This is a genomic window from Aquirufa sp. ROCK2-A2, from assembly GCF_054558485.1.
On record NZ_JBPXKA010000003.1, the window covers coordinates 295,101 to 320,675 of the forward strand.

At 35.2% G+C, this 25,575-nt stretch carries 19 protein-coding genes; 15 read left to right on the forward strand and 4 right to left on the reverse strand.

Annotated elements, in window-relative coordinates; genetic code table 11:
* Position 1 precedes the first annotated feature (1 nt).
* Positions 2 to 514: an SRPBCC family protein gene (locus V7S76_RS06820; protein WP_459509311.1), complete on the forward strand. Its 513-nt coding sequence runs from the start codon at positions 2 to 4 to the stop codon at positions 512 to 514.
* A 57-nt stretch (positions 515 to 571) separates the two neighbouring features.
* On the opposite strand, the gene hemF is transcribed toward V7S76_RS06820, so the two are convergent.
* The gene (gene hemF, locus V7S76_RS06825) at positions 572 to 1,495 is read right to left on the reverse strand and encodes an oxygen-dependent coproporphyrinogen oxidase (RefSeq protein WP_459509312.1); all 924 of its coding nucleotides are present in this window, start codon (positions 1,493 to 1,495) and stop codon (positions 572 to 574) included.
* 12 nt (positions 1,496 to 1,507) lie between these two features.
* Positions 1,508 to 1,879 (reverse strand): cyclic nucleotide-binding domain-containing protein, encoded by a 372-nt coding sequence (locus V7S76_RS06830; RefSeq protein ID WP_459509313.1) that lies wholly within the window; start codon positions 1,877 to 1,879, stop codon positions 1,508 to 1,510.
* Between the two features lie 133 nt (positions 1,880 to 2,012).
* Here V7S76_RS06830 and V7S76_RS06835 point away from each other — a divergent pair, with 133 nt between their 5' ends.
* The 8 genes from V7S76_RS06835 (at position 2,013) to V7S76_RS06870 (ending at position 10,585) form a co-directional block, all read left to right on the forward strand.
* Positions 2,013 to 4,466 (forward strand): heavy metal translocating P-type ATPase, encoded by a 2,454-nt coding sequence (locus V7S76_RS06835; RefSeq protein WP_459509314.1) that lies wholly within the window; start codon positions 2,013 to 2,015, stop codon positions 4,464 to 4,466.
* Between the two features lie 79 nt (positions 4,467 to 4,545).
* Positions 4,546 to 4,710 carry a cbb3-type cytochrome oxidase assembly protein CcoS gene (gene ccoS / locus V7S76_RS06840; RefSeq protein ID WP_459509315.1) on the forward strand — a complete coding sequence of 55 codons (165 nt, stop codon included), beginning with the start codon at positions 4,546 to 4,548 and terminating at the stop codon, positions 4,708 to 4,710.
* 7 nt (positions 4,711 to 4,717) lie between these two features.
* On the forward strand, positions 4,718 to 6,847 hold the full coding sequence (ccoN, locus tag V7S76_RS06845; protein ID WP_459509316.1) for a cytochrome-c oxidase, cbb3-type subunit I: 2,130 nt from the start codon (positions 4,718 to 4,720) through the stop codon (positions 6,845 to 6,847).
* A 194-nt stretch (positions 6,848 to 7,041) separates the two neighbouring features.
* Complete coding sequence (locus V7S76_RS06850; RefSeq protein ID WP_459509317.1) at positions 7,042 to 7,779, forward strand: cbb3-type cytochrome c oxidase N-terminal domain-containing protein; 738 nt, start codon at positions 7,042 to 7,044, stop codon at positions 7,777 to 7,779.
* A gap of 29 nt (positions 7,780 to 7,808) precedes the next feature.
* Complete coding sequence (locus tag V7S76_RS06855; protein ID WP_459509318.1) at positions 7,809 to 8,012, forward strand: YgaP family membrane protein; 204 nt, start codon at positions 7,809 to 7,811, stop codon at positions 8,010 to 8,012.
* A 39-nt stretch (positions 8,013 to 8,051) separates the two neighbouring features.
* Positions 8,052 to 9,455 carry a cytochrome c oxidase accessory protein CcoG gene (gene ccoG / locus V7S76_RS06860; protein WP_459509319.1) on the forward strand — a complete coding sequence of 468 codons (1,404 nt, stop codon included), beginning with the start codon at positions 8,052 to 8,054 and terminating at the stop codon, positions 9,453 to 9,455.
* On the forward strand, positions 9,445 to 9,897 hold the full coding sequence (locus V7S76_RS06865; RefSeq protein WP_459509320.1) for a FixH family protein: 453 nt from the start codon (positions 9,445 to 9,447) through the stop codon (positions 9,895 to 9,897). The genes ccoG and V7S76_RS06865 overlap by 11 nt, the downstream gene beginning before the upstream one ends.
* Positions 9,857 to 10,585 (forward strand): sulfite exporter TauE/SafE family protein, encoded by a 729-nt coding sequence (locus V7S76_RS06870; protein ID WP_459509321.1) that lies wholly within the window; start codon positions 9,857 to 9,859, stop codon positions 10,583 to 10,585. The genes V7S76_RS06865 and V7S76_RS06870 overlap by 41 nt, the downstream gene beginning before the upstream one ends.
* Positions 10,586 to 10,708: 123 nt before the next feature.
* On the opposite strand, the gene V7S76_RS06875 is transcribed toward V7S76_RS06870, so the two are convergent.
* Together V7S76_RS06875 and V7S76_RS06880 are read right to left on the reverse strand one after the other, a co-directional pair.
* Complete coding sequence (locus V7S76_RS06875; RefSeq protein ID WP_459509322.1) at positions 10,709 to 11,773, reverse strand: response regulator; 1,065 nt, start codon at positions 11,771 to 11,773, stop codon at positions 10,709 to 10,711.
* Positions 11,766 to 12,989 carry a PAS domain-containing sensor histidine kinase gene (locus tag V7S76_RS06880; RefSeq protein WP_459509323.1) on the reverse strand — a complete coding sequence of 408 codons (1,224 nt, stop codon included), beginning with the start codon at positions 12,987 to 12,989 and terminating at the stop codon, positions 11,766 to 11,768. Before V7S76_RS06880 ends, V7S76_RS06875 begins: the two co-directional genes overlap by 8 nt.
* A 190-nt stretch (positions 12,990 to 13,179) precedes the next feature.
* Here V7S76_RS06880 and V7S76_RS06885 point away from each other — a divergent pair, with 190 nt between their 5' ends.
* The 6 genes from V7S76_RS06885 (at position 13,180) to V7S76_RS06910 (ending at position 25,573) form a co-directional block, all read left to right on the forward strand.
* Positions 13,180 to 15,609 (forward strand): TonB-dependent receptor, encoded by a 2,430-nt coding sequence (locus tag V7S76_RS06885; RefSeq protein WP_459509324.1) that lies wholly within the window; start codon positions 13,180 to 13,182, stop codon positions 15,607 to 15,609.
* A gap of 12 nt (positions 15,610 to 15,621) precedes the next feature.
* Positions 15,622 to 19,017 carry a HEAT repeat domain-containing protein gene (locus V7S76_RS06890; RefSeq protein WP_459509325.1) on the forward strand — a complete coding sequence of 1,132 codons (3,396 nt, stop codon included), beginning with the start codon at positions 15,622 to 15,624 and terminating at the stop codon, positions 19,015 to 19,017.
* A 150-nt stretch (positions 19,018 to 19,167) separates the two neighbouring features.
* On the forward strand, positions 19,168 to 19,533 hold the full coding sequence (locus tag V7S76_RS06895) for a hypothetical protein (RefSeq protein ID WP_459509326.1): 366 nt from the start codon (positions 19,168 to 19,170) through the stop codon (positions 19,531 to 19,533).
* 79 nt (positions 19,534 to 19,612) lie between these two features.
* The gene (locus tag V7S76_RS06900; RefSeq protein WP_459509327.1) at positions 19,613 to 22,096 is read left to right on the forward strand and encodes a YbcC family protein; all 2,484 of its coding nucleotides are present in this window, start codon (positions 19,613 to 19,615) and stop codon (positions 22,094 to 22,096) included.
* Positions 22,097 to 22,099: 3 nt separating this feature from the next.
* Positions 22,100 to 23,968, forward strand: coding sequence for a proton-conducting transporter transmembrane domain-containing protein (locus V7S76_RS06905; protein ID WP_459509328.1), 1,869 nt, complete (start codon positions 22,100 to 22,102; stop codon positions 23,966 to 23,968).
* An 18-nt stretch (positions 23,969 to 23,986) separates the two neighbouring features.
* Positions 23,987 to 25,573, forward strand: a complete 1,587-nt coding sequence (locus tag V7S76_RS06910; RefSeq protein WP_459509329.1) for a SulP family inorganic anion transporter — start codon at positions 23,987 to 23,989, stop codon at positions 25,571 to 25,573.
* Positions 25,574 to 25,575 lie beyond the last annotated feature (2 nt).

The following is a 25,575-nucleotide window of genomic DNA, read 5'->3' on the forward strand; positions in this document are numbered from 1 at the left end:
AATGGAAAAATTAACCACAATTCAACGCGAAATTCAAATCAATCAACCACTAGAGAAAGTATGGGCAGCATTAGCTGATTTTGGAAATATTTGCCATGGACACCCAGGTGTACATAAATCCTATGTTACCTCCTTACAAAATTCGGGAGTCGGAGCCACTAGACATTGTGATTTTACCATGATGGGTGCGAGTGCTGAGGAAAGAATTATCGAATGGAATACCTTAGAAAACATTAAAATTGAAGTTTATCAATTGAAAAAAATGCCTGGTATTGACAAATTAAGTCTGGATTTAGCCATTCACGCCAACGAGGAAAACACCATCCTAAAAAGTACCATGGTTTACAGTATGAAAAATGTTTTTTTCGATTTAATGAATAAATTAATGATGAAAAAAATGAATGCAGAATTATTAGATGGAATTATGGCAGGACACAAATTATACATTGAAACGGGTACCATTGTAACGGAAAAAACCAAGTTGAATGTAAATGAAGTGATTAAAATCAATTAAATCCTGTTCAAAAAAAGTCCCGAAGGATAAAATCTATCGGGACTTTGCAACCTTAACTTACCACTCTATATTCTTTTTCAACAAGGATAAGGTTTTGGCCTCCTCACTTCCTGGATGAGGGACATGGTTATATTCCCAATTGGCTTGTGGGGGTAAACTCATCAATATTGACTCTGTTCTTCCTTGTGATTCAAATCCAAATTTTGTACCTCGATCATACACCAAATTGAACTCTGCATAACGACCTCGTCTGATTAATTGCCATTTTTTTTGTTCTTCTGAAAATATCAAATGTCGATTCCAATTGATAATTTGGGTATAAATTGGGGCGAATTTATTTCCCAAATCAATTAAGAAATCGATTAATTCTGGTAAAGATTGATGTTCAGAGGGAGTAAGGTGATCAAAAAATACGCCACCTATACCTCTAGTTTCTTGTCGGTGTTCTATGTAAAAATAATCATCCGCCCAAGATTTGAATTTAGGATAAAAACGCTCATCATGCCGATTGCAGACATCTTTTAATTGTTGATGAAACCATTGAGCCTGCTCAGGTACTACATAAATTGGAGTTAAATCAATGCCTCCGCCAATCCATGCCATGCCATTGCTTAATTCAAAATACCTAAAATTGGCATGAGAAATAGGAACCATGGGACTAGCAGGATGTAAAACAATCGACACCCCAGTCGCAAAAAATTCCAAATTATTGGATTCTTTCAAATCCAATGCTTTCAACATACTGGGTGTAGCTTTACCAAAAACTTCAGAAAAATTCACACCACCTTTTTCGAATACAGCGCCATTTTGGATAACCCGAGTACGACCACTTCCTCCAGAAGAACGATCCCATAATTCCTCTTGAAATTTAGCTTTTCCATCACAATCTTCTAATTGTGAACAAATTCGATCTTGTAATTTTTTTAGTTCGGTAGCAATCTGAAATTTCGACAAATTAGCTACAACAGTTTCAGAAATCATTTTAATCAGCTTTTAATGTAATAATGGATGAAATAATTCGAACTCTTTTATTTGATGATTTACAAAAAGTTGACTGGTATCAAATTCTTGCAAAAGCATGGTGAAAAACTTTTTATCGAATACCAAGAACTTACATGGCTCTTTTGTTTGAGCATTATAAATATGCTTAGATGATTCTAAAGCTTCTTGAAGGCCAAGAAATACTGGCTTATCTTGTAAAATACCTGTTTGATTATCCACGGCATCCATCAAAATCGACCCTTCCAACAAATAGAATACAAATTCAGCTTTTTGACCTTTTCGAAAAAGAAATTCACCCTGTAGATAGTTGATTTCTATCCCACTGGCCAAAATTTTCCTAGATATTTCCAAAATAGTAGTCATGCTAACATAAATGTGATACGAAAGTAGCATCAATAGATAAGTGTTTTTATGACAATGCTCACGTTTTCAGGTGTTTTTAATCATAAAACAGGAAAAGTTAATCGCTTAATTTTGATTCAATTATTCATGTCTTATGAATTCCATTCTAATAGAAAAAGTAAAAGAAAGCTGTATTTGTTATCATTGTGGCGAAGAATGCCATGATGAAATCATACAATTGGAAGAAAAAAAATTCTGTTGTTCAGGTTGTCAAAAGGTATATCAATTGTTAAATGAAAATTCTCTGAATGATTATTACGAATGTGATATTCAGCCTGGATTATCACCAAGCCTTAAAAACTTTGATTATTTGAATAAAAGCGAATTTAGGGATCGTTTAATTTCATTTTCTAATCAGAATTTATCAAAAGTAAATTTCATTCTCCCAGCGATTCATTGTCGCTCATGTTTGTATTTGTTGGAAAACCTTCACAAGCTTCAGGAAGGAATTATAAAAACACAATTGAATTTTGGAAAAAAGGACCTGACGGTTTGGTTTCATGAAGAAGAAATAAGTTTAGGTGCCTTAGCGAATTTATTGGCTAAAATTGGCTATGAACCATTCATTTCCAATCAAGAGGATAATAACCTGAAGAAAAGAAGAAATTCACAAGAGATACAATTTTTAATCAAATTAGGAATTGCTGGATTTTGTGCGGGGAATAGTATGTTATTCAGTTTTCCCGAATATTTAGGCATTGAAAATGGAAGTTTCAAACAGGTTTTTGGCTATTTAAATCTAGTTTTAGGATCATTTAGTTTATTTTATGCAGGATCAGATTATTTTAGAAACGTTTGGTCACATCTAAAAATTCGTAAAATAACGATTGAACTTCCTATTTTATTAGGTTTGATTGTTGGTTATTCAAGAAGTGTTTATGAAGTTATAAGTCAGACAGGAGCTGGGTACATCGATTCCGTTTCAGGCCTTTTGTTCTTTTTATTGATTGGCAAATGGTTTCAACAAAAATCCTTTGATTTTTTATCCTTTGAAAGAAATTACAAATCTTATTTTCCATTGGTCATTACCAAATTAGCAACGAATGGAAGGGAAGAAAATGCACCTTTGGAAAAGATTCAAATTGGAGATCACTTAATCATTAGGAATCAAGAAATCATACCTGCTGATGCGCTTTTAATAAAGGGTAAAAGTAAAATAGATTATAGTTTCGTTACTGGGGAAAGTGAATTAGTTGCTATTGAAGTAGGAAGTCCGATTTATGCAGGTGGAAAGCACCAAGGTGAATCGATTGAAATTGTTATTAAAAATGATCTAAAACATAGCCATTTAACTCAATTATGGGAACAACAAGCCTTTAAAGATCCTATTTATAAAACAGAAAATTGGGAGAATTTTGCCAATCAAGTGGGAGTCTATTTTACGCTATTACTCTTGAGTTTAGCGGCTTCTGTTGCGACATATTGGATAATTGTTGATCCTAGTAAATGGGCTAATGCCATGGTTAGTATATTAATCATTGCATGTCCGTGTGCCTTAGCCATTTCTTATCCATTTGCATTGGGTCATGGAATCAGATGGCTGTCTCAATTTCATTTTTTCGTCAAAGACATACAGGCTTTTGAACGGATGGCACAGGTGGACACTTTGGTATTTGACAAAACAGGCACTTTGACCTTGCAAGATAATTTGCCTCCTCACTTACATTTAATACGAGATGTTCAACCATTGGAATGGGACTCCTTGTATTCATTAGCCAAACAGTCTACTCATCCTTTGTCCCGACAATTCTGTAAATATCTTTTTGAAAAAGGGTCGAAAAATCAAATGACTATTTCTGCCTTTCAAGAAATTCCAGGCAAAGGATTGGAAGCAAGAATAGGAAATCAATTTTATAAGATTGGTTCTTACAAATATGCAGGGAATCCATTCATTCAAAAGAAAGAAGATTTTTATAGTTCCGAAACGCAATTGTTTTTCCAAATAAATGGAGAAAATATTGGGTACATCGAATTTCCTTGGAGGAATCGAAAAGGAGTAGAGGGAATGCTTCATCAATTGCAGAGAAACTATGACATTTATTTGATTTCAGGTGACAAGGCTTTTCATTCCGATAGTTTGAGTGATTGGTTTCCTGATAAGTCAAAAACAAAATTTGAATGTAGTCCATTAGAAAAGATGCAATTCATCCAAGGACTTCAGAATCAAGGCAAAAGGGTAGCGATGATAGGAGATGGATTAAACGACGCTGGAGCCTTGCAACAAGCAAATGTTGGTATAGCAGTTTCGGATGATCATTTGCATTTTACTCCAGCAAGCGATGGAATTTTAAGAGGATCTGAAATATCCCATCTACCTGATTTCTTGGCATTTAGTAGATATGGAGTTCAATTAATCAAAGCAAGTTTTGTTGTATCTGTTATTTATAACATCATCGGATTGAGTTTTGCTGTGCAAGGAAATTTATCACCTTTAATTGCGGCCATATTAATGCCGGTTAATTCGATAAGTATGTTGATCATTGCTACGGTAGGAATGAATTGGAAAGGAAAAAAATTAAAAGCATGGATAAATCAGTTGAGAACGTGATGAAAGTCATAATTTTTAACTGATTAAACTTCGACATTTACTCCATCATTATTTACAAAGTTCAACTATCATCAATTATATGGAAATCATCTTCGTCATGATTGGTTTAAGTTTACTCATGGGAATTGGCTTTTTGACGGCCTTTATTTGGTCCATTAAGACGGGACAACAAGATGATTTGATTACTCCTAGCTTACGAATCATCACAGAAGAAATCGATTTACAAAAAAATAAAATCAAATAATACGCTTATGAATTCACAAACGACTACATTAGAGCAGTTTTCCTATGACAATAAGACAGTTCGAAATTTTGCAATAGCAACAATTATTTGGGGAATTGTGGGCATGTTGGTTGGGGTTATCATTGCATCTCAGCTTTTTGAACCAGCATTTAATATTACACAATATGGAACTTTTGGAAGAATTCGACCGCTACATACCAATGCAGTTATTTTCGCATTCGTTGGTAACGCAATATTCGCTGGCGTTTATTACTCCTTACAGCGATTATTAAAAGCTAGAATGTTCAGTGATTTTCTATCCAATTTCCATTTTTGGGGTTGGCAGTTGATTATCGTTGCAGCAGCCATCACATTACCTTTGGGCATTACTACCTCACATGAGTACGCAGAATTGGAGTGGCCGATTGATATAGCGATTACGTTGGTATGGGTTGCATTTGGAATAAACATGTTTGGAACCATCATTAAACGTAGAGAGAGACATTTGTATGTTGCCATTTGGTTTTACATCGCCACGTTTGTCACAGTTGCCGTTTTACATATAACGAATTCGGTACAATTACCTATTTCATTATTCAAAAGTTATTATGTGTACGCAGGCGTACAAGATGCTTTGGTACAATGGTGGTATGGCCATAATGCGGTGGCATTTTTCTTAACAACGCCCTTTTTAGGCTTGATGTACTACTTTTTACCGAAAATGGCTAATCGTCCGGTTTATTCCTATCGTTTATCTATCTTACACTTTTGGGCTTTAATATTCATTTATATTTGGGCTGGACCCCACCATTTGTTGTATAGCAGTTTACCTGATTGGGCTCAATCTTTAGGAGTTGTATTTTCCATCATGTTAATTGCTCCTTCTTGGGGAGGAATGATCAATGGCTTATTAACCTTGCGTGGAGCTTGGGATCAAGTTCGGGAAAATACCATTTTAAAATTCATGGTTGTTGGTATTACTAGTTATGGAATGGCCACGTTTGAAGGTCCTATGTTGAGTTTAAAGAACATCAATGCGATTGCTCACTTCACTGATTGGATCGTAGCACACGTACACGTCGGTGCATTAGGATGGAATGGATTCTTGACCTTTGCGATGTTGTATTGGTTAATACCAAGAATTTTCCAAACCACATTATATTCCGAAAAATTGATTAAAACCCACTTTTGGATTGGTACGATAGGTATCGCTTTTTATGCTATTCCCATGTACATTTCAGGATTTACGCAAGGGATGATGTGGAAGCAATTTACTCCAGAAGGGACCTTACAATATGGAAATTTCTTGGATACAACTTTGCAGCTAATTCCCATGCACCAAATGAGAGCAATCGGAGGGACCTTGTATTTAATTGGGGCGATCATCATGGCTGTCAACTTGTTTAAAACCATGGCACAGGGCACTTTATTGGCCAATGAAGCAGCCGCAGCAGCGCCATTAGAAATATTAGAAGAAAAAGAAATAAAAGGAGCCCATTGGCACAGTTGGATCGAAAGAAGACCCATACAGTTATTGGTGGCATCTTTGATCATGATACTTATTGGATCCTTGGTGGAGTTAGTGCCGACATTCATGGTCAAATCGAATATACCAACCATTTCTGCGGTTAAACCTTATACATCATTGGAATTAGAAGGTAGAGATATTTATATTAGAGAGGGTTGTGTAGGTTGTCATTCACAATTAGTTAGACCGTTTAGAAGTGAAACGGAACGATATGGTGAATTTTCTAAATCGGGTGAATTTGTATACGATCATCCATTTTTATGGGGTTCAAAAAGAACAGGGCCAGATTTACACAGAGAAGGAGGCAAATACCCTGATTCATGGCATTATATCCACATGCGTGAACCTCAAGCTATGTCGCCAGGCTCAATCATGCCTAGTTATGGATTTTTGTTTGAGCAGACATTGAATACATCTCAAACAAAAGACAAATTGGCTGCTATGCAAAAATTAGGTGTGCCTTACAGCCAAGAGCAAATTGATGGTGCAGTGAATGATTTAAAAATTCAAGCCAAAGAAATTCAAGCTAGATTGGCCAATGAAAAAATCAAGGTTTCGGAAGATAAAGAAATCATTGCCTTGATTGCTTATTTACAAAGATTAGGTACCGACATTTCAAAAAACAAATAATATGTTCAAGCAATTTATTTCGATCATACCTGGCGCAGATTCTTTCATGATATTCTCATTGGTGGTATTCATGGTATTCTTTGTACTAGTTGGCGTTTATCTTTTTTGGATAGACAAAAAACACCTAACTAAGATGGAAAATTTACCATTTGAATAGGTACTAAAATTTTTGACAATTATTAATCATTATATCTATGACCAATACAACTGAAATTTGGTTAATGAGTTTAATCATCTTAACAAGTATCGTAATTTTAATTGTAACGATACAATTATCAAGGGTATTAAATCGACTTACACATCAAGAAAAGGAAGAATTCGACAAAAAAGAAAGTAGAAGTTGGTGGGAAAACTTTACTGGACTCCGTCCATTAGAGGAAGAAAAAGATTTAGAAATGGAGCACCAATACGATGGAATTATTGAATTGGACAATCCTACACCTCCTTGGTTTATGTATTTATTTTATCTGACAATTATATTTGCCGTCATTTATGGCGTCACTTACCATGTAATACAAGATGGGAATATTCAAGAAACAGAATATAAAGTTGAAGTGGCTATGGCCGAAAAAGCAAAAGAAGCGTATATGAAGAAATTTGCGAATTCGGTCAATGAAAATAATGTGACTCAGTTAAAAGATCACAAAGATTTATCAGAAGGTGCAGAAATCTATAAAACTAATTGTGTAGCTTGTCATGGCGAAAAAGGGCAAGGGGGAGTTGGGCCCAACTTAACTGATCATTTTTGGCTTCATGGTGGCAAAATCAATGCTCTATTTCATACAATCACCAATGGAGTACCTGAAAAAGGAATGATCGCTTGGAATAAAACACTGAACCCTATACAAATTCAGAAGGTTTCATCGTTTATTCTTTCGTTAAAAGATACGAATCCTACTGGAGCAAAAGAACCACAAGGAACAGAAGAATAAAAAAACAAATACTTACTATTTAAACAATTATGGAAAAGAACATTGGAAGACGTGATCGAGTATTTAGATATTCCATCGCAATTATTTTGGGAATTTTGACTTATTCAAGAATTATCCCATCTGAATTAGCTATCCCAGTATATATTATTGCGGTAATTATCGCTTTAACTGGGCTAAGTCGAATTTGCTTATTATATAAACCGTTTGGGATATCAACCTGCCGAGAAAAGTAATTTATCTAAATGAAGGTCCGGCAACGGACCTTCTTGATTATGTCGAACATCAATTTAGAAAATGATGATTATCGGAATCATCTGTATAATCAATCAAAGGACGGGAAACGACTTTGGATATACCCAGGAAGGATCATAGGAAAACTTTACCAGCTCCGAAGTGCGTTTGCTTATTTTTTATTAATCGTTTTATTTGGATTACCTTGGATAGAAAGGAAAGGAGAACCTGTTTTTCTATTTAATATCATTGAACGAAAATTTATATTTTGGGGAGTACCCTTTTTCCCACAAGATTTTCATTTGGTCGCCATAGGATTGGTAACATTTTTAATATTTATCAGTTTATTCACTGTCATTTTTGGCCGAATTTGGTGTGGTTGGGCTTGCCCACAAACCATCTTCATGGAAATGTTTTTCCGAAAAATAGAATATTTCATCGAAGGAGATGACAAGGCACAACGCAGATTAGATGCAAGTCCTTGGAATCAAGAAAAAATCATCAAAAAAGGATCTAAGCATTTGATATTTCTGATTATTTCATTTGCAATTTCCAATACGTTTTTGATGTATATCGTCGGTAAAAAAGAATGGTTAAAATTAATCAGTGAACCTGCTACAGAACATTTGACTGGTTTTATTGCTATTTGGATTTTTACAGCTGTTTTTTATTTTGTTTTTGCTCGATTTAGAGAAATGGTTTGTCTAGTGGTATGTCCATACGGAAGATTACAAGGAGTATTATTGGATAATAATTCTATTTTGGTCCAATATGACCATAAAAGGGGAGAACCTCGAGGGAAAATCAATAAAATAGAAACGACAGACAAAGGAGATTGCATCGACTGCCATTGGTGTGTAAGAGTTTGTCCGACGGGCATTGACATCCGAAATGGAAGTAATCAATTGGAGTGTATTGGATGCACGGCCTGCATCGATGCTTGTGATGAGGTCATGGAAAAAGTGAAAAAGCCCAAAAATCTAATTCGATACGATTCGTTAAATGGTATAAATTCAGGTACCAAATTACAATTCAGTAAAAGAATCATGGCATATTCAGGTTTACTGGTCTTACTATTAGGTGTATTTGGCTATTTACTATGGAGCCGAAAATCATGGGAAAGCACTTTGTTAAGAACACCTGGAATGACATTCCAAATCGATGAGAAAAAGCATGAAGTCAGTAATTTATATCAATTAGAAGTTTTAAATAAATCATTGGATTCTCAAAGATTTAAAATTGAAGTACAACAACCATTTCAAATTATATGGGTTGGTAAACCTATTTCTAATTTAGAAAAGGGGAAAATGAGTAAATCAGAATTTTTCATTTCGGTCAAATCTGGACTTTGGAAAAACCATGAAAAAATCAATTTGGTCATTACGAATGCACAAGGAGAAAAAGAAACATTAAAAACTAGTTTTATACAACCGGATGAAGAATAAACATAATGGCTTTTCATGGGGTCATGGTATCATTGTTACATTTATCATGTTTGGACTCTTTATGGCATATTTTTATGTCAATATGTCCAAGCAAGAAATCGACCTTGTAGGAGACCATTATTACGAAGATGGCCAAAAATACCAAGAGAAAATCGATATCCAGAAAAAGACGCGCCTATTAATTGATAAAGCGAACATAGATTTTGACAGCTCCTTTCGTTTGGCTAAAATTCATTTTCCTGTAGGAACAAGTCAACTTAAAGTGGATTTCTATAAACCTGCAAACCAAAAAGAGGATAAACATTTTCAAATTAATCAGCTAAAAGATTCAGTTTGGATAATGGACACTCGCTTTTTGACCAAAGGTCCTTGGAAAACAAGTATTTCTTGGGAAAACAAAGGTGAAAAATATATGTCTGAATCTAGATGGATCATTCCCTAACATGCATACTTGGTATTATACATTTCTGATTGGATTAGCTGGAAGCTGGCATTGTGTGGCCATGTGTGGGCCCTTGATGATGCACGTAAAAGTGAATTCATTTAACAATCCAATGACCAGATCGAGAACGCTTTTATATCAAAGTGGTCGAATTTTCATGTATGGTCTATTGGGATATATCGTTTCCAGCTTGGGTTCCATATGGGTATTCCCTAGCACTTGGTATTATTTTTATCTATTTTCTGGAATTATTTTACTATTCATAACTTTCGGGAAAATCAGGGATTCGACTTTTACTTTTATCTATACTCAGCTAGGTAAACCTATACAAAAATTAGGTAGCCGATTGGGAATTTATGGCTATTTTTTATTGGGGATGAGCAATGGCCTTCTGCCATGTGGATTGGTATTAGGTGGGTTAAGTATCGCATTACTACAACCAACTGGATTTTTAGGATTCATAAGTATGCTTGCTTTTGGATTTGCGACTATACCAGCACTTCAAGCTAGTTTTTGGGGATTAAACTGGTTAGGGAATATACATCAAAAAGGATATCAATACGTAAAATACATGGGGATTTTAGTTGCAACAATTCTCCTTTTCAGGGCAACTTTTGGATTAATGGCTAGTCAATCGAATTACCTGAGCCATTCAACGTTAGCTCCGATTATTTGTCATCCGTTTTAGGAAGGAGAAGAAAGGTAATAGGTAATAGGTAATAGGTAATAGGTTTTTCTCTTTTCTCTTTTCTCTTTTCTCTTTTCTAGTTTTCTCTTTTCTAGTTTTCTCTTTTCTAGTTTTCTCTCTTCTTCAATATTTCAAATCCCTCAAACCATTTACATTCAAAATGGTCATTTCTCCACCTTTGATTTCCAATAATCCTTCTTTTTTAAAATCACTCAATGTACGGATAACCGACTCCGTAGCGGTACCTACACGGGAGGCCAAATCCTCACGAGATAAACGAATAACGATAGTTTTATGAGAATCTTCTCCATATGTTTTTGCTAAATCATAAAGAGCTAAAGCAACCCGTTTTCGAAGGGATTGGTAGGCCATGGAGAATAATATTTGTTCATTTTTTATCAAATAAGAGGTTAATGCTTTCCTAAAATGAATTTCTAAATGGATATTCGATTTTAAAAGTTGGTTAAAATCATTGGCTGAAAAGCTGAGAACTTTGCAATCCTCCAAAGCTTCAGCACTTTCTCGATATTGTTGATTCTCCAAAATATCTACAAAACCAAAAAATTCTCCTTCGTGAATAAAGGAAGTAATAAAATACTTACCTTCCTGATTCGTATGAAAGGTTTTTACTTTACCTTGTTGGAGGTAAAATACCCGAATAGGAGAGTCTCCCTCCGAAAAAATCGTATTTTTTTTATGAAAAACGTGGGATTTCTTATCCCCATCAAAATGTTCAAAATCCAAAAATTGAAGTGCATCTTGAGCTAATTCAAAATCCGAATTAGCCTCTGCCAAATGAAATTCTAGATTTGAATGATTTTTCTTTTTCAGGCGAGATTCAATCGCACGCAAAAGTTCTACTTCTTGAAAAGGCTTGGTTAGATAATCATCAGCACCCATTTCCATTCCTTTTCGCATATCGCTACGATCCGTTTTGGCAGTAAGAAAAATGAATGGAATTAGGGATAATTGTGGTTGAGTAGAAAATACTTGCAAAACACCAAATCCATCTAAATGAGGCATCATTATATCACAAATCACCAAATCAGGCAAGATACTTTTCGCTTTTCTTACACCTTCAATGCCATCCGCTGCGACCTCGACCTCGTATCCAGAAAGGTCCAATAATTCCGCTGTATTTTCTCTAATATCAACGCTATCTTCGATAATTAATATTTTTTTACCCATGATTATATAATTCAGGAATTCGAATGATTAATTCCGTTCCTTGATGTAACTCACTTATTATTTCTAAACTACCTCCCAATAATTTTATGTAGCGATCAATCAGATGAAGACCCAATCCAGTTCCAGGGATCACAGTGGCATTACTTCCTCTAAAAAAACGTTCAAACAAATGTTTTTGATCTTCCTGACTAATTCCTATTCCCTGATCTTGAATTTGGATGACTAAATTCTTTTCCTCGGAAAGTACATGAATCAAAACATTTTTTTCAGAAAATTTGAGTGCATTGGAAAGACCATTAATCAATATTTTTCTCAAAATAGATGAATCTGTATTCCAAACAATTTCTTCTTGTATATTGGCTTGAATTTTCTGATGCTGTTTTTCATAAGGTGTCAAATCCACCAATAAATCGGTCACAAATTTATTCAAATCGATCAAAGAAGAGTGTAAATCGATGGTTCCTGATTCCAATTTTCCAACAGCTAAAAATTCTTCTAATATTTCCGTTAAATGACTTACAGATGCCTTAATTCGTTGAATATGAACATCTCTTTTGGCTTGTTCTTCAGTAGTTTTATATTTTTCAATTAGCGAAGCGGAGCTAAGTATGGAAGTCAATGGTGTTCTAAATTCATGAGAAGCCATGGAAACAAACCGAGTTTTCAAATCACCCAATTCTTTTTCCTTTTGAAGGGAAATTTCCAATTCTTTGGTATTGGCCTCTAATTTGGCCAAGGTATTTTGCAAAGCTTGTGTTCTTGCAATCACTTCTTCCTCTAAAGACTCGTTTAATTGATTAATTTCTTGATTCTTCAAAATCAATTCCATTTCAACCTTACGCTTCAAGGTTACATCACTCACAAAGGCAATGTGGTAAAGTTGATCATTTTCTTTAAAATGACTTAAACTTATTTCAACTGGAAATAAAGTTTCATTCTTCCTTTTGGCCTTCAAATCCAAACCTACACCCATGGGTCTAGCCTGTGGTGATTTTACATAATGCGATTGATGATGCGCATGTCTTTCTTTCAAATGATTGGGAATTAATACGGAAATATTTTGACCAATTAATTCTTGATCCTCATATCCAAATAAATTATCTGCAAAACGATTGGATAAAATGATGATGCTTTGAGAATTAGTTACTACAATACCAATGGCAGCCTCATTAAAGATGGCACCAAATTGAAAATTGGAAGTGGGTTTTGATTCCAAAAGCTTGGGATTAAAATGAAATCAAATTTAACTAGATTAAAGCAAAGAAAGAAAAGAGAATTGAGAAAAGAGGAATGAGGAACGTTTAATTCAAAATATTGAATTTCGTCGCAAAATTCGGCAAAAATGAGAATTCGGTATAAATAATATGAATTTGTCTTTATACCTTAGAGGTTATCTAAACTTATTTATGAAACAAATATTACTTCGTAGTACGATTGTCTTTTTAGTATTCAGTATAATTTCATTTGAACTGGTTTCCCAAAACAATGGAAAAGGAAAAATCAAGGGGGAAATTATCGAAGCCTCTTCCAAGCAAGCAATACCTTTTTCAAGTATCCGTATATTAAACGGCACCAAATTAATCACCGGCGGTATTGCCGATGAAAAAGGAAAATTTTCCATCGATGTCAATTTTGGAAATTACAATGTAATGGTTGAAAGTATTGGTTTTGAGTCGATTTCCATCAAAAATATCATTTTAAGCAAAGAATCATCCACAACCAATCTAGGTACATTAGAGGCAAAAGCCAGTGCCAAAACATTGGAAGAAGTCACGGTTAAGGGGCAAAAAGCAAGCATGGAATTGGCTTTGGACAAAAGAATTTTTAATGTAGGAACAGATTTAGCCAATAAAGGTGCTACTGCGACTGAGATTTTAGGCAATTTACCTTCTGTTCAAGTAGATGGAGAAGGAGCTATTAAATTGAGAGGAAGCGATAATGTTCGGATATTGATTGATGGTAAACCATCCACATTGGTTGGAATTAGTGGAGGATCGGGATTACAATCGCTTCAAGGTAATTTAATCGATAAAGTAGAAATCATCACAAACCCATCTGCACGCTATGAAGCAGAAGGTATGGCGGGGATTATCAATATTGTTTTAAAGAAAAATCAGAGTCAAGGATTTAATGGAGCCATAGAAACTACTACAGGATATCCTGAAAATTTAGGAGCGACTGCTATAGTTAATTACCGAAAAAACAATCTGAATTTCTTTTTAAACTATGGCTTATTTTATCGTAGAACTCCTGGTAGAGGAAATCTTTACCAAGAAGTGTACAATGGGAATACGACAAATTATCTTCAACAAACATCCAAAAATAATGTAACCGGGATGGTGAATAATATTCGAGGAGGTGCCGATTATTTCTTTAATGAGAAAACGGTATTAACGGGTTCGTATATTTTCAGAAGAACGGATGTTCAACGGATTTCGGATTTCAATTATTTAGATTATCGAAAAAGTTTAAGTTCCTTGTACAGCAATACCGATCGCCAACAAGATGAAAAAGAAGCAGAGCCCAATGCTGAATATGCCTTAACTTTCAAAAAAAGTTATGCCAAAAAAGGCAAAGAATTTACAGCTGATTTGAGATATTTAGATTATTGGGAGCGTTCAGATCAAACCTTTACGCAGGTCAGTAAAAAGGGAGATGGCTCTGCTTTTCCTGAAAATTCAAGAATTCAAAAAGCCTTGAACGATGAATTTGAGCATCAATGGATACTTCAAGCTGATTATATTAATCCGATTGGTAAAGATGCCAAAATTGAAACTGGGCTCAGGACTAGTTTTAGAGATATGATCAATGATTATATCGTAACAGAAAAGCAAGCGAATGGTCAATTTACGGTAATGCCCAATTTGAAAAACATTTTTGTTTACAAAGAAAACATATCAGCGGCCTATGCAATTTTTGGAAATAAAATGAAAAAGTTCTCCTATCAATTCGGAATTAGAGCAGAGGTAACAGACATTCAAACAGAATTAGTCGATACCAAAGTGAAAAATCCCAGAAATTATTCCAATTTATTTCCTAGTGCCCATTTAACCTATTCAGCTTCGCCTGATAATTCCTTCCAAATTTCTTATTCTAGACGAGTGCGAAGACCTACTTATAATGATTTAAGTCCATTCGTTACCTTATCTGATCAACGAAATTTCTTTTCTGGAAATCCAAATTTGAATCCTGAATTTACCAATTCTTTTGATTTAGGGCATTTGTATTACTTTGACAAAGGAAGCATCAGTTCATCTTTGTATTATCGTCAAACGATGGGTAAAATTGAACGATTCAGATCCGTTGATTCCCTAGGATTCTCTAGAACTTTACCTCAAAACCTTGCTGATCAACAATCCTATGGTTTAGAGGTTGCCGGGTCATTTAATTTTTCCAAAATTTATCGGGCAGATTTAAGCATCAATGCATTTCGAGCAATTACAGACGCAAGTAATATTTTTGCTACCTACCAAAGCGATACTTATTCTTGGTTTGCCAGACATGCCTCAAGGATAAAAGTGGGTGGAACAGTGGATGTACAAATAAGAGCCAATTATGAAGCACCTCAACAGACACCACAAGGATCCAGAGGACATATAGCTTGGATGGACATTTCAGCTGGGCAAGATATCATGAAAGGAAAAGGTACCTTAACTTTAAATATTTTAGATGTGTTTAGTTCTAGAATCATGCGAATGGAAGCCAATGGAGTAGGTTTTTATACGCGAACTGAATCTCAAGGACGTTTAACTCAAGTGAATTTAACTTTTAATTATCGTTTTAATACAACCAAGCAAGCTGCGAAACAAAGACGCAGTATGATGGACGAAGAATAACATTTATCGACTATGAAAAAAAGAATCATTTTAGGTGTTTTCCTAGCGCAAGTAGTATCTTTTTCTTGCATGAACCAATTGGAGAAGGAAACTTATAGGGTCATATTAGAAGATCCAGAAAATATTCAAGAAAAAGCTAAAGCGGCGAGGGAAAAGACTTCTATCAAAATCACCGATGGACTGGTCATTACTCGTTGGGCATCCGATTCATTGGCACCAGACCCAGTTGCCATGGACATTGATGACCAAGGTGCCATTTATTTAGCTCGTACCAATAGACAAAAAAATTCAGAATTTGATATTCGTGGACATCGAGATTGGATGACCGCTTCCATTGGACTCCAAAGTGTGGAAGATAAAAGAGCCTTTTTGCGTGAAACTTTTGCCCCTGAAAAAAGTGCTCAAAACGATTGGTTGAAAGATTTGAATGAAGACGGTTCACATGATTGGAAAGATCTTACAGTTGAGAAAGAAGAAATTTGGAAAGTTGAAGATAAAGATGGAGATGGTTTGGCGGATCGTTCAACTCGTATATTCAATGGATTCAATGATGAAATAACCGATGTAACTGGTGGCCTTTTAATTCGTAAAAAAGATGCTTTTATTTCTGTCGGCCCCGATTTATGGAGATTAAAAAACACTCATAAAAAAGGAATTTTAGAGAATCCTGAATCTATTTCTCATGGCTACGGTGTTCATATTGGATTTGGAGGTCATGGAATGTCGGGTGTAGTAGAAGGACCGGATGGTAAAATTTATTGGCAAATTGGTGATATTGGTGCCAATATCACTGCCAAAGATGGTAAACAATATAAATTCCCGAATTCAGGAGTGATTGTTCGTTCCAATCCAGATGGTAGCGATTTTGAAGTTTACGCTTCTGGCTTGAGAAATACACATGAATTTGTTTTTGATCAATTCGGCAACTTAATTAGTTCCGATAATGATGGAGATCATCCGGGTGAAAGCGAAAGATTGGTGCATGTCGTGGAAGGTTCTGATGCAGGTTGGAGATCCAATTGGCAATATGGAAAATACACTGACCCTAAAAACAATGCTTACAAAGTATGGATGGATGAAAAATTATTTGTTCCAAGATGGGAAGGTCAAGCGGCTTATATCATTCCACCGATCAAAAATTTCCACAATGGACCAACCGGAATGTTGTTCAATCCAGGAACAGCATTAGGCAAAAATTGGTTGAATAAATTCTTTTTAGTGGAATTCGTTGGCGACGCTAGCCGTTCTCATATTTGGTCATTTGATCTTAAACCAAAAGGTGCCAGTTTTGATTTCAACTCGGAAGTGGATGTTTTGAGTGGTATTTTACCTACGGGCATTCGATTTGGTCCTGAGGGAGCATTGTATGCAGCGGATTGGGTATTTGGATGGGATACGAAAAATTTTGGTCGAGTATGGAAAATTGATGTAACTGACAAAACAAATGATTTAAATGAAGAAAGAGCTAAAACAAAAAGCTTGATTCTGTCAGATTATGAGAAAATGCAGGCCAATCAATTATATGATCTTTTATTCTATTCAGATTTAAGAGTACGCCAAAAAGCTCAAATGGAATTAGCTGCCCGCGGATCTAGTTCTTTGGCAATATTCCAAAAAGCCATTGAGCAAAAAGAAAATCAATTGGCTAGAATTCATGGAATTTGGGGATTAGGTCAATTAACAAAATTGAGCCGAGAATCAGTTTCAACAACTTTGAATGGTTTATTAACAGATAGTGATGATGAAATTAAGAGTCAAGCTGCCAAAATCATCGGAGATCAATTCATCACAGGTGGCGAAAACCAATTAATTACCTTATTGAATGCTCAACAACCGAGGTTAGCCTTTTTTGCGGCACAAGCCTTGGGTAGGAATAAGGTTGAAAAGGCTATTCCTGCTTTGATAAAATTGCTTGAAGTCAATAATGATCAAGATATTTATCTACGCCATGCTTCGGTATTGGCATTGGCTAGAATTGGTAAAGAAGATGCTGTTTTAGCTTTAAGTAAATCAACTAACAAAGCATTAAGAACAGCGGCGGTATTGGTTTTAAGAAGATTAGCTAGTCCAAAGATTGTTGCCTTTCTAAATGATTCAGATGAATACATTGTAACAGAGGCAGCTAGAGCCATTAATGATGATGAATCCATCATGGAAGCCTTACCAGCCTTGGCAAACACTTTGTCGAATAGTCAATTTAAATCTGAAGCCCTATTGAGAAGAGCCATTAATGCTTGTTTACGAGTAGGTACTCAAAAAGAAATCGATTTACTAATTCAATTTGCGGAACGTCCCGAAATCAGTGATGTTATTCGTGCTGAGGCCATTGCCACTTTGGGTTCTTGGGCTGATCCATCCGTTTTAGATCGTGTGGATGGACGCTATAGAGGAAAATTAGAAAGAAATCCAAAAGATGTGGTAGCTAAAATTCATTCGAAAATTCCACAATTTTTAAAAAGCAGCAATGCGGAAGTGCTAATAGCAACGGCTAAATTATTGGCAGAATTACAGATTCAAGATTTCAAAAGTGAGCAAACGCAATTGTTTTTAAATCATTCGAATGTCAAAGTGAGAGTGGCCCAATTGAACTCACTTAGTGCATTAAAAGATCCGAATTTAGCTTTATTGGTTCAAAAAGGGATGGATGATTCGGATAAAGCAGTAAGAGCTTTATCCTTGAGTTACTTAGATAAGGTAAAATTAAGCAAAACTGAATTACCATTAATTACCAATTCCATCATGGAAAAAGGTAGTTTACAAGAGCAACAACAGCTATTGCAGACTATGGGAAAAATGCCTGCTGAAAATACTTCAGACATTTTGAACGATTTGGTTCAAAAAATGATTCAATCTAAGTTACCAGAAGGAGTGAAGTTGGATTTAATTGAAGCAGTTGAAGCAAATAATTCCAAAGATTTAGTAGCAAAATTGGATGCCTTAAAAACCAAAGGAACCTTAACCGATGAGTTCAAAGAAGCTTTATTTGGAGGTAATTTACAAGCAGGATATTTCATCTTTTTCAGAAATCCAACCGCTCAATGTGTAAGATGTCACAATGTAGGTGGTGAAGGAGGAATTGTTGGACCAAGTTTAAAAGGCATTGGTGGAAAATTAACCAGAGAACAATTATTACAAGCCTTAATTGAACCAAGCGCGAGAATTGCCCCTGGTTATGGAAATGTTTCTTTGGTATTAACAGATGGCCAAGAGGTAAATGGTACCTTATTACTGGAAAACGAACATGAGATTCAAGTAAAAACCAATGAGGCGGAACCGTTGAAAATAGCTTTATCCAGAATTAAATCCAGAGAAAATAGCCCATCTGGCATGCCACCAATGGGTAGTTTATTATCTAAAAGAGAAATTAGAGATGTTGTTGAATATTTGAGTTCATTAAAAACCAAATAGTCAAACTCAAAAAAAAGAATGTAATAAATAGCTTAAAAAATAGTACAAAATCTAAAATTTAATTTTTATTAAATTTGATTTTGCTAAAATAGAAAGCTATTTATTCATTCTTATATAAAAAAAAGTACATTTGAAACAAATTTCACCACCATGAAGCTAAATAAAATCCTGATTTTATTTATTTCGATTTTCTTGTTTTCGATAGAGGCTCTATCGAACGGAAATTCCTTTCATGGTATTAACTCAGAAAATTACACCACTAAACAGTTACATTTCAAAAAAACGGAATCGAAAGAAATCAATTTTTTTAACTTTCTTTTTGAGGAAGAAACCGATTCATCTGAAAATGAAGATGATTCGGAAACAGATCAAATCCTCTTCGATTTCCCCAATGATTCCAAATTTTTCACCCGCAATCTTGAACTCCAATCTAAATTAGGAGTATCCTTACAACAGAATATCAATTCTGCGCTGGTTCTTCCCATCTTTATTTTATTCCAGAATTTTAGGCTTTAGGAATTCCCAAACGTAATCAATTACGACTTATCCTTTATTCAATTCGCCCAATTGGGAATAATTTACCATAAATCATTTTATGCATTCAGGATTCAATGAACACCAAGTGATTCATGATTTGAAGCACTTTTTACCTGCACAGGCTCCTTTAATGGACTTTGTGCATCATAACACATTACATGCCTTTCAGAATTTACCATTTCACGAGGCATTGGAAAAAGCCAATACACAATTGGGTTATCAAGTTTATTTCCCACTTGAAACCTTTAGAGAATTGTATGCTCAGGGAAGAATTTCCATCCAGCAATTGGATAGAATTATTGAACAAAAAGGAACTATTTCGAGAGATCAACTATTAAAAGGGGATTTAAAACCCAATGTATCACCTCGAATTGGCACCTTAAGAGGTCAATGGAAAAAACAATATAAAATTGATTTGGATGCATTGGTACATCCTAATTTATTTCGTTTGATATCCAGTTATTTGGACCAAGGAATATCCATTTGGAATTTCCCGACGCATGTAGATGGTTTTCTAAGTTCCATTAGAGAAGTTGAAAGCAACAGTTTTGTCAGTTTATTTAAAACCAAAAAAGCAAAGGAATTATTACTGAACCGTGAGCTGCAGGTAGAAGATCTATTAAAGCTTTTGGTAGGAACTGATTTCAGCTATTTTGAACATTACTTGTTCGATCAACAATTTGCCCACCAAGGATGGTCTGGAATGGTTTCTACGGTGGAAGATTTACCACAATCTTTATTGGATCGCAGAAAAATAAGTTTAGAAGAATTAATTCATTTGGAATTAATCTTGGAAATAGATGCCTTAGAATACAAATTAGGGAATGGGGCATGGAAACCAATTTCCGAAAATCTACAGGATACCATTGTACCCTTGCATGCATCTATTGAAAAATCAGAATACTTAGATGCTTGTTCCGTATGGCAAGAAGCTTTTGAATGGACCTACTATGACCAAGTACTAGCAGGTATTCAACAAGAAAAAGTGCAAGAGAAGGAAATTATTTCCAAAAGTTTCCAAGCGCTTTTCTGTATTGATGATCGAATTTGCTCCTTTAGAAGGTATTTGGAAAGTTTAGATAACCGATGCGAGACATTCGGAACTCCTGGATTCTTTAGTGTTGAATTCTTTTACCAACCCTTAGGTGGCAAGTTTTATACCAAACTTTGTCCAGCACCTGTCACACCGAAATATTTGATCAAAGAAATAGGAGAAGGCAAAAAATTGGAGAAAGACTTAAACTTTTCCAAGCATCATCACAACTTTTATACAGGTTGGATAATGTCCCAAACATTGGGATTTTGGTCTGCCATTAAATTGGTCAGTAATATTTTCAGACCAAGTATGACACCGGCTACAGCCTCATCTTTGAAGCATATCGATAAATTTTCTTCTTTGAAAGTGGACTTTGATGCATTGAATGAAAGTGAAAATGGACTTCAAATAGGTTTCAAAGTCGAGGAAATGGCGGTCCGGGTGGAATCTTTATTTAGAAGTATAGGACTTGTCAAAGACTTCGCTAACATTATTTATGTGGCAGGTCATGGGGCAAGTTCGGTCAATAATCCACATTACGCTGCTTATGATTGCGGAGCTTGTTCTGGTAGGGCTGGATCAGTCAATGGACGAGTAATTAGTCAAATGGCCAATAAGCCTGAAGTTCGAGCCATTTTGAGAAAAAATGGTATTGACATTCCAGATGAAACGGTATTTGTAGGTGCTTTGCATGATACAACTCGAGATGAAATGGTTTTTTATGATGATCAATTACAAAGTGATTCATATCATCAAATTCATCAAGAGCATGTGAAAACCTTTGAAAAAGCATTGGATTTAAATGCCAAAGAACGTTCCAGAAGATTTGAATCGATCGATACTACTTTAAGCGCCAAAGAAATTCACAACCAAATTTTAATTCGATCTGTTTCCATTTTTGAGCCAAGACCTGAATTAAATCATGCTACTAATGCTTTGTGCTTAGTCGGAAGAAGGGAATTGTCGAAAGGTTTATTTTTAGACCGAAGATCCTTTTTAAATTCATTTGATTACCGGGTTGATCCGGAAGGAAATTATTTATTCAATATTTTAAAAGCCGCCGCACCTGTTTGTGGAGGTATTAATTTGGAATATTATTTTTCAAGAGTAGATGGAGAGAAATTAGGTGCGGGAAGTAAATTACCTCATAATGTGATGGGACTTTTCGGAGTAGCGAATGGAATTGATGGCGATTTGCGTCCGGGTTTACCCTCACAAATGACAGAAGTTCATGATCCCATTCGATTGTTGTTAATGGTAGAGCATTATCCAGAAGTGATATTGAATACCATTCAAAAATCAGCAGAAACCTACGAATGGTTTATCAATGAATGGGTTGTATTAGTTGCCATTGATCCAGAGACCAAGGACATTTCTTTGTTCAAAAATGGTGAATTTACTTCTTATCAACCCTTATCCAAGAATTTGCCGAAGATTGATTCTTTGGAAAAATTATTGGAGAGTCATCAAGATAATTTCCCTGTTTATATAATAAATCAAAATTAAACCATGCAAAACATCCTTCCAATTTTTATTTGGGTTCCTTTGGCTGGTTTTCTAATCAGTTTGGTTTTACCGAAAAATAAGGAAAAACTTATTTCAGGTACCGCTTTTGGAATCGTAGGCATGCAATTAAGTATGGCTACAGCCTTTGTACTTTATTGGTTATTTTTAGGTACACCAACCATTCAATTAGCTGACATCATATTGTTCAAAAACGAAGAATATGTCTTTCAAATCGATTTTTTATTCGATCGAATTACGGCCGTATATTTAATGGTAGGTGCTATTTTAACCTTTTTGGTCACTGTTTACTCGAGGTATTATTTACATCGAGAATCAGGTTATAAACGCTTTTATAGTACAATATTATTCTTTTATCTAGGGTATTGCTTAACAACCCTTTCGGGTAATTTAGAAACACTTTTCACCGGTTGGGAAATTTTAGGCATATCATCCTTTTTACTAATTTCATTTTATCGTGAACGGTATTTACCTGTTAAAAATGCGGTCAAGGTGTTCTCGATTTATCGAATTGGAGATGTGGGAATTATTTTAGCCATGTGGGCAAGCCATCATTTATGGCATGAGAATATCACCTTTTTTGAATTAAACAATGCAGAATTGGTTCATGAGCATCTACAATCGCACAGTGCCATCGGTGTATTTATCTCCTTAATGTTTTTGTTATCCGCCACAGCGAAATCGGCACAATTACCTTTTTCATCATGGTTACCGAGAGCCATGGAAGGCCCAACACCTTCATCGGCCATTTTTTATGGTTCTTTATCGGTACATATTGGGGTCTTTTTATTGATGCGAACATTTCCATTTTGGGAATACCAAACCTCTGTTCGAATTCTAATTGGTGCCTTGGGATTAATAACGGCAATTATTACCACCGGAATCGCCAGGGTTCAATCGTCGGTAAAGAGTCAAATTGCTTATGCCTCCATCGCTCAAATTGGATTAATTTTCATAGAAATATCCCTAGGTTTTGAAAATTTAGCCTTGTTTCACTTTGCGGGAAATGCGTTTTTAAGAACTTATCAATTATTGGTTTCGCCATCAGTGGTCAGCTATTTAATCCGAGAACAATTTTACCATTTTGAACCCAGAGCCACAAGCATGGAAAATTCTTTTCCAAAGAGAATTCAATATAGCCTTTATATGCTTTGTTTGCGCGAATGGAATTTAGATTCTTTGATGTACCAATATTTATGGAATCCCATTAAGGTAGCAGGTGAGAAGTTGAATTTTGTCAATATCAAAAGATTGATTTATTTCTTCTTGTTGATCCTAATTGCTGGAGTTTATTTAATTATTCACCAAGAATATATTCCAAAACAACTTTTAGCAATTATTCCAAGTGTTATTGCTTTCCTTGCTTTAATCATGGTTTTAAAATCGTTTACGCAAAGAAGAAGTATTCGAATGAGTTGGATATTGGTCATCATGAATCACTTTTTTATTGCTTTAGCGATGTCATTTAATGAAAAATACGACATCATTGAAACGATATTATACCTAAGTGGAATTTCAGTAGCTGGAATTATAGGTGCATTATGTTTGCAAAGGTTATTTAAGCAAGAAGGTAAAATTACCTTAAATCGATTCCAAGGACTTTCTGAAAATCATCCAAAAATTGCCTTGGTCTTTTTATTAGCCTGTTTAGGTATGACGGGATTTCCCATCACGCCAGCCTTTATTGGAGAGGATTTAATCTTCTCACACATACATGAAACGCAATTTGTTTTAGCAACACTTGTTTCATTATGTTTCATTTTAGATGGATTAGCGATTATTCGAATTTATGCTCGTGTATTTATGGGACCTAATTATCGCACACATTCTGATTTTTCAAACAGATATTTTTAAAATTTATTTTTATAAATCATGAAATCAAATTCAAATTTACCTAAGGATGGCTTAGCAGGATTAAAGGAAAACTTTGCTAGTGATGCCACATCCGGTTTTATTGTGTTTTTATTGGCCTTACCACTAAGTTTAGGAATTGCCAAAGCATCAGATTTTCCACCCATCATGGGACTCGTTTCGGCGATTATTGGTGGTATTGTGGTAAGTTTTTTTAGTGGATCTAGATTGGCCATTAAAGGGCCTGCGGCAGGTTTAATTGTCATTGTTGCGGGGGCAGTAAGTGAATTTGGAGGTGGAGAAATTGGCTGGCATTTGGCTTTAGGGGCAATGGTGGTTGCAGGCTTGGTTCAGATACTCTTTGGCGTTTTTAAATTGGGAAAATTAATGGACTTTTTTCCATTATCTGCCGTTCACGGAATGCTTGCTGCCATCGGTTTAATCATCATTGGTAAACAAATTCCTGTTTTTTTAGACGTCAATCCAGCCTTAACCAAAGGTAAAGAGCCTTTGGAATTATTAGCTTCCATACCCGAATTTGTTCGTGAAATGGATCCTAGAGCTACCTTTATTGGTGTCATAAGTTTAACCATTATGATGGCTTGGCCATACATTAAAAATGCACTCGTTAAAAAAATACCAGCCCCATTAGTTGTCTTATGTATCGCAATTCCAGCAGAATTAATCATGGATTTCCAGCATACAGAACCTCAATATGCTTTGGTTCATATTGGAAATTTATTGGATAATGTCAAATGGAATGTGGATTTCAGCGGATTTCAACAAACAGGAATTTTCATCAAATTTGTCATCATGTTCGCTTTGGTGGGCTCATTGGAATCTCTATTGACGGTAAAAGCCATGGACATGCTAGATCCATTTAGACGTAAATCAAATGCCAACAAAGATTTGATTGCCACAGGAATTGGAAATACGATAGCAGCGGTATTGGGTGGTTTACCCATGATTTCCGAAGTCGCTCGTTCATCCGCCAATAATGCTAATGGAGCTAAAACACGATGGGCAAATTTCTTTCATGGATTTTTCATTTTACTTTTTGTTCTTTTAGCTTCCCATTTAATTGAATTAATTCCCAATACGGCATTGGCAGCCATGTTAATTACGGTAGGAATTAAATTAACTCATCCAAAGGAATTTATTCATACCTTGGAAAAAGGGAAAGAACAATTGCTCATATTTATCGTGACCATCATTTTCACCTTGGGTGTTGATCTTTTGGTAGGTATTGGCGCGGGTATACTGACAGAAATAATCATCAATATTTTTAATGGCAAACCTCTAAAAGCTATATTTAAAGCACCTACAGAGGTTTCTTTTACCGATGATCAATATTTAGTGGAAATTTCAAAGGCCGCAGTTTTTACCAATTTCCTTGGAATTAAACGTAAATTAGAAGCCATTCCTCCGTCCTTTAAAGTGACCATCGATTTGAGTAAAACTAATTTAGTCGATCACTCCGTAATGGAAAACATTGAACATTTCAAACATGATTATGAACACAAAGGAGGATCGGTTACAATCATTGGTTTAGATGACCATAGAGCAGTTTCAGGTCATAAAGCCGCAGCAAGAAAAAAAAATAAATAAAA

Bases quoted from the DNA above. Each gene is read 5' to 3' on its own strand.
- V7S76_RS06890 (WP_459509325.1), top strand. From the start codon at position 15,622: ATGAAAAAAAGAATCATTTTAGGTGTTTTCCTAGCGCAAGTAGTATCT.
- V7S76_RS06835 (WP_459509314.1), top strand. From the start codon at position 2,013: ATGAATTCCATTCTAATAGAAAAAGTAAAAGAAAGCTGTATTTGTTAT.
- V7S76_RS06895 (WP_459509326.1), top strand. From the start codon at position 19,168: ATGAAGCTAAATAAAATCCTGATTTTATTTATTTCGATTTTCTTGTTT.
- V7S76_RS06900 (WP_459509327.1), top strand. From the start codon at position 19,613: ATGCATTCAGGATTCAATGAACACCAAGTGATTCATGATTTGAAGCAC.
- V7S76_RS06865 (WP_459509320.1), top strand. From the start codon at position 9,445: ATGAAGAATAAACATAATGGCTTTTCATGGGGTCATGGTATCATTGTT.
- V7S76_RS06830 (WP_459509313.1), bottom strand. From the start codon at position 1,879: ATGACTACTATTTTGGAAATATCTAGGAAAATTTTGGCCAGTGGGATA.
- V7S76_RS06820 (WP_459509311.1), top strand. From the start codon at position 2: ATGGAAAAATTAACCACAATTCAACGCGAAATTCAAATCAATCAACCA.
- ccoS (WP_459509315.1), top strand. From the start codon at position 4,546: ATGGAAATCATCTTCGTCATGATTGGTTTAAGTTTACTCATGGGAATT.
- ccoG (WP_459509319.1), top strand. From the start codon at position 8,052: ATGTCGAACATCAATTTAGAAAATGATGATTATCGGAATCATCTGTAT.
- V7S76_RS06910 (WP_459509329.1), top strand. From the start codon at position 23,987: ATGAAATCAAATTCAAATTTACCTAAGGATGGCTTAGCAGGATTAAAG.
- V7S76_RS06905 (WP_459509328.1), top strand. From the start codon at position 22,100: ATGCAAAACATCCTTCCAATTTTTATTTGGGTTCCTTTGGCTGGTTTT.
- V7S76_RS06850 (WP_459509317.1), top strand. From the start codon at position 7,042: ATGACCAATACAACTGAAATTTGGTTAATGAGTTTAATCATCTTAACA.
- V7S76_RS06855 (WP_459509318.1), top strand. From the start codon at position 7,809: ATGGAAAAGAACATTGGAAGACGTGATCGAGTATTTAGATATTCCATC.
- ccoN (WP_459509316.1), top strand. From the start codon at position 4,718: ATGAATTCACAAACGACTACATTAGAGCAGTTTTCCTATGACAATAAG.
- hemF (WP_459509312.1), bottom strand. From the start codon at position 1,495: ATGATTTCTGAAACTGTTGTAGCTAATTTGTCGAAATTTCAGATTGCT.
- V7S76_RS06885 (WP_459509324.1), top strand. From the start codon at position 13,180: ATGAAACAAATATTACTTCGTAGTACGATTGTCTTTTTAGTATTCAGT.
- V7S76_RS06875 (WP_459509322.1), bottom strand. From the start codon at position 11,773: ATGGGTAAAAAAATATTAATTATCGAAGATAGCGTTGATATTAGAGAA.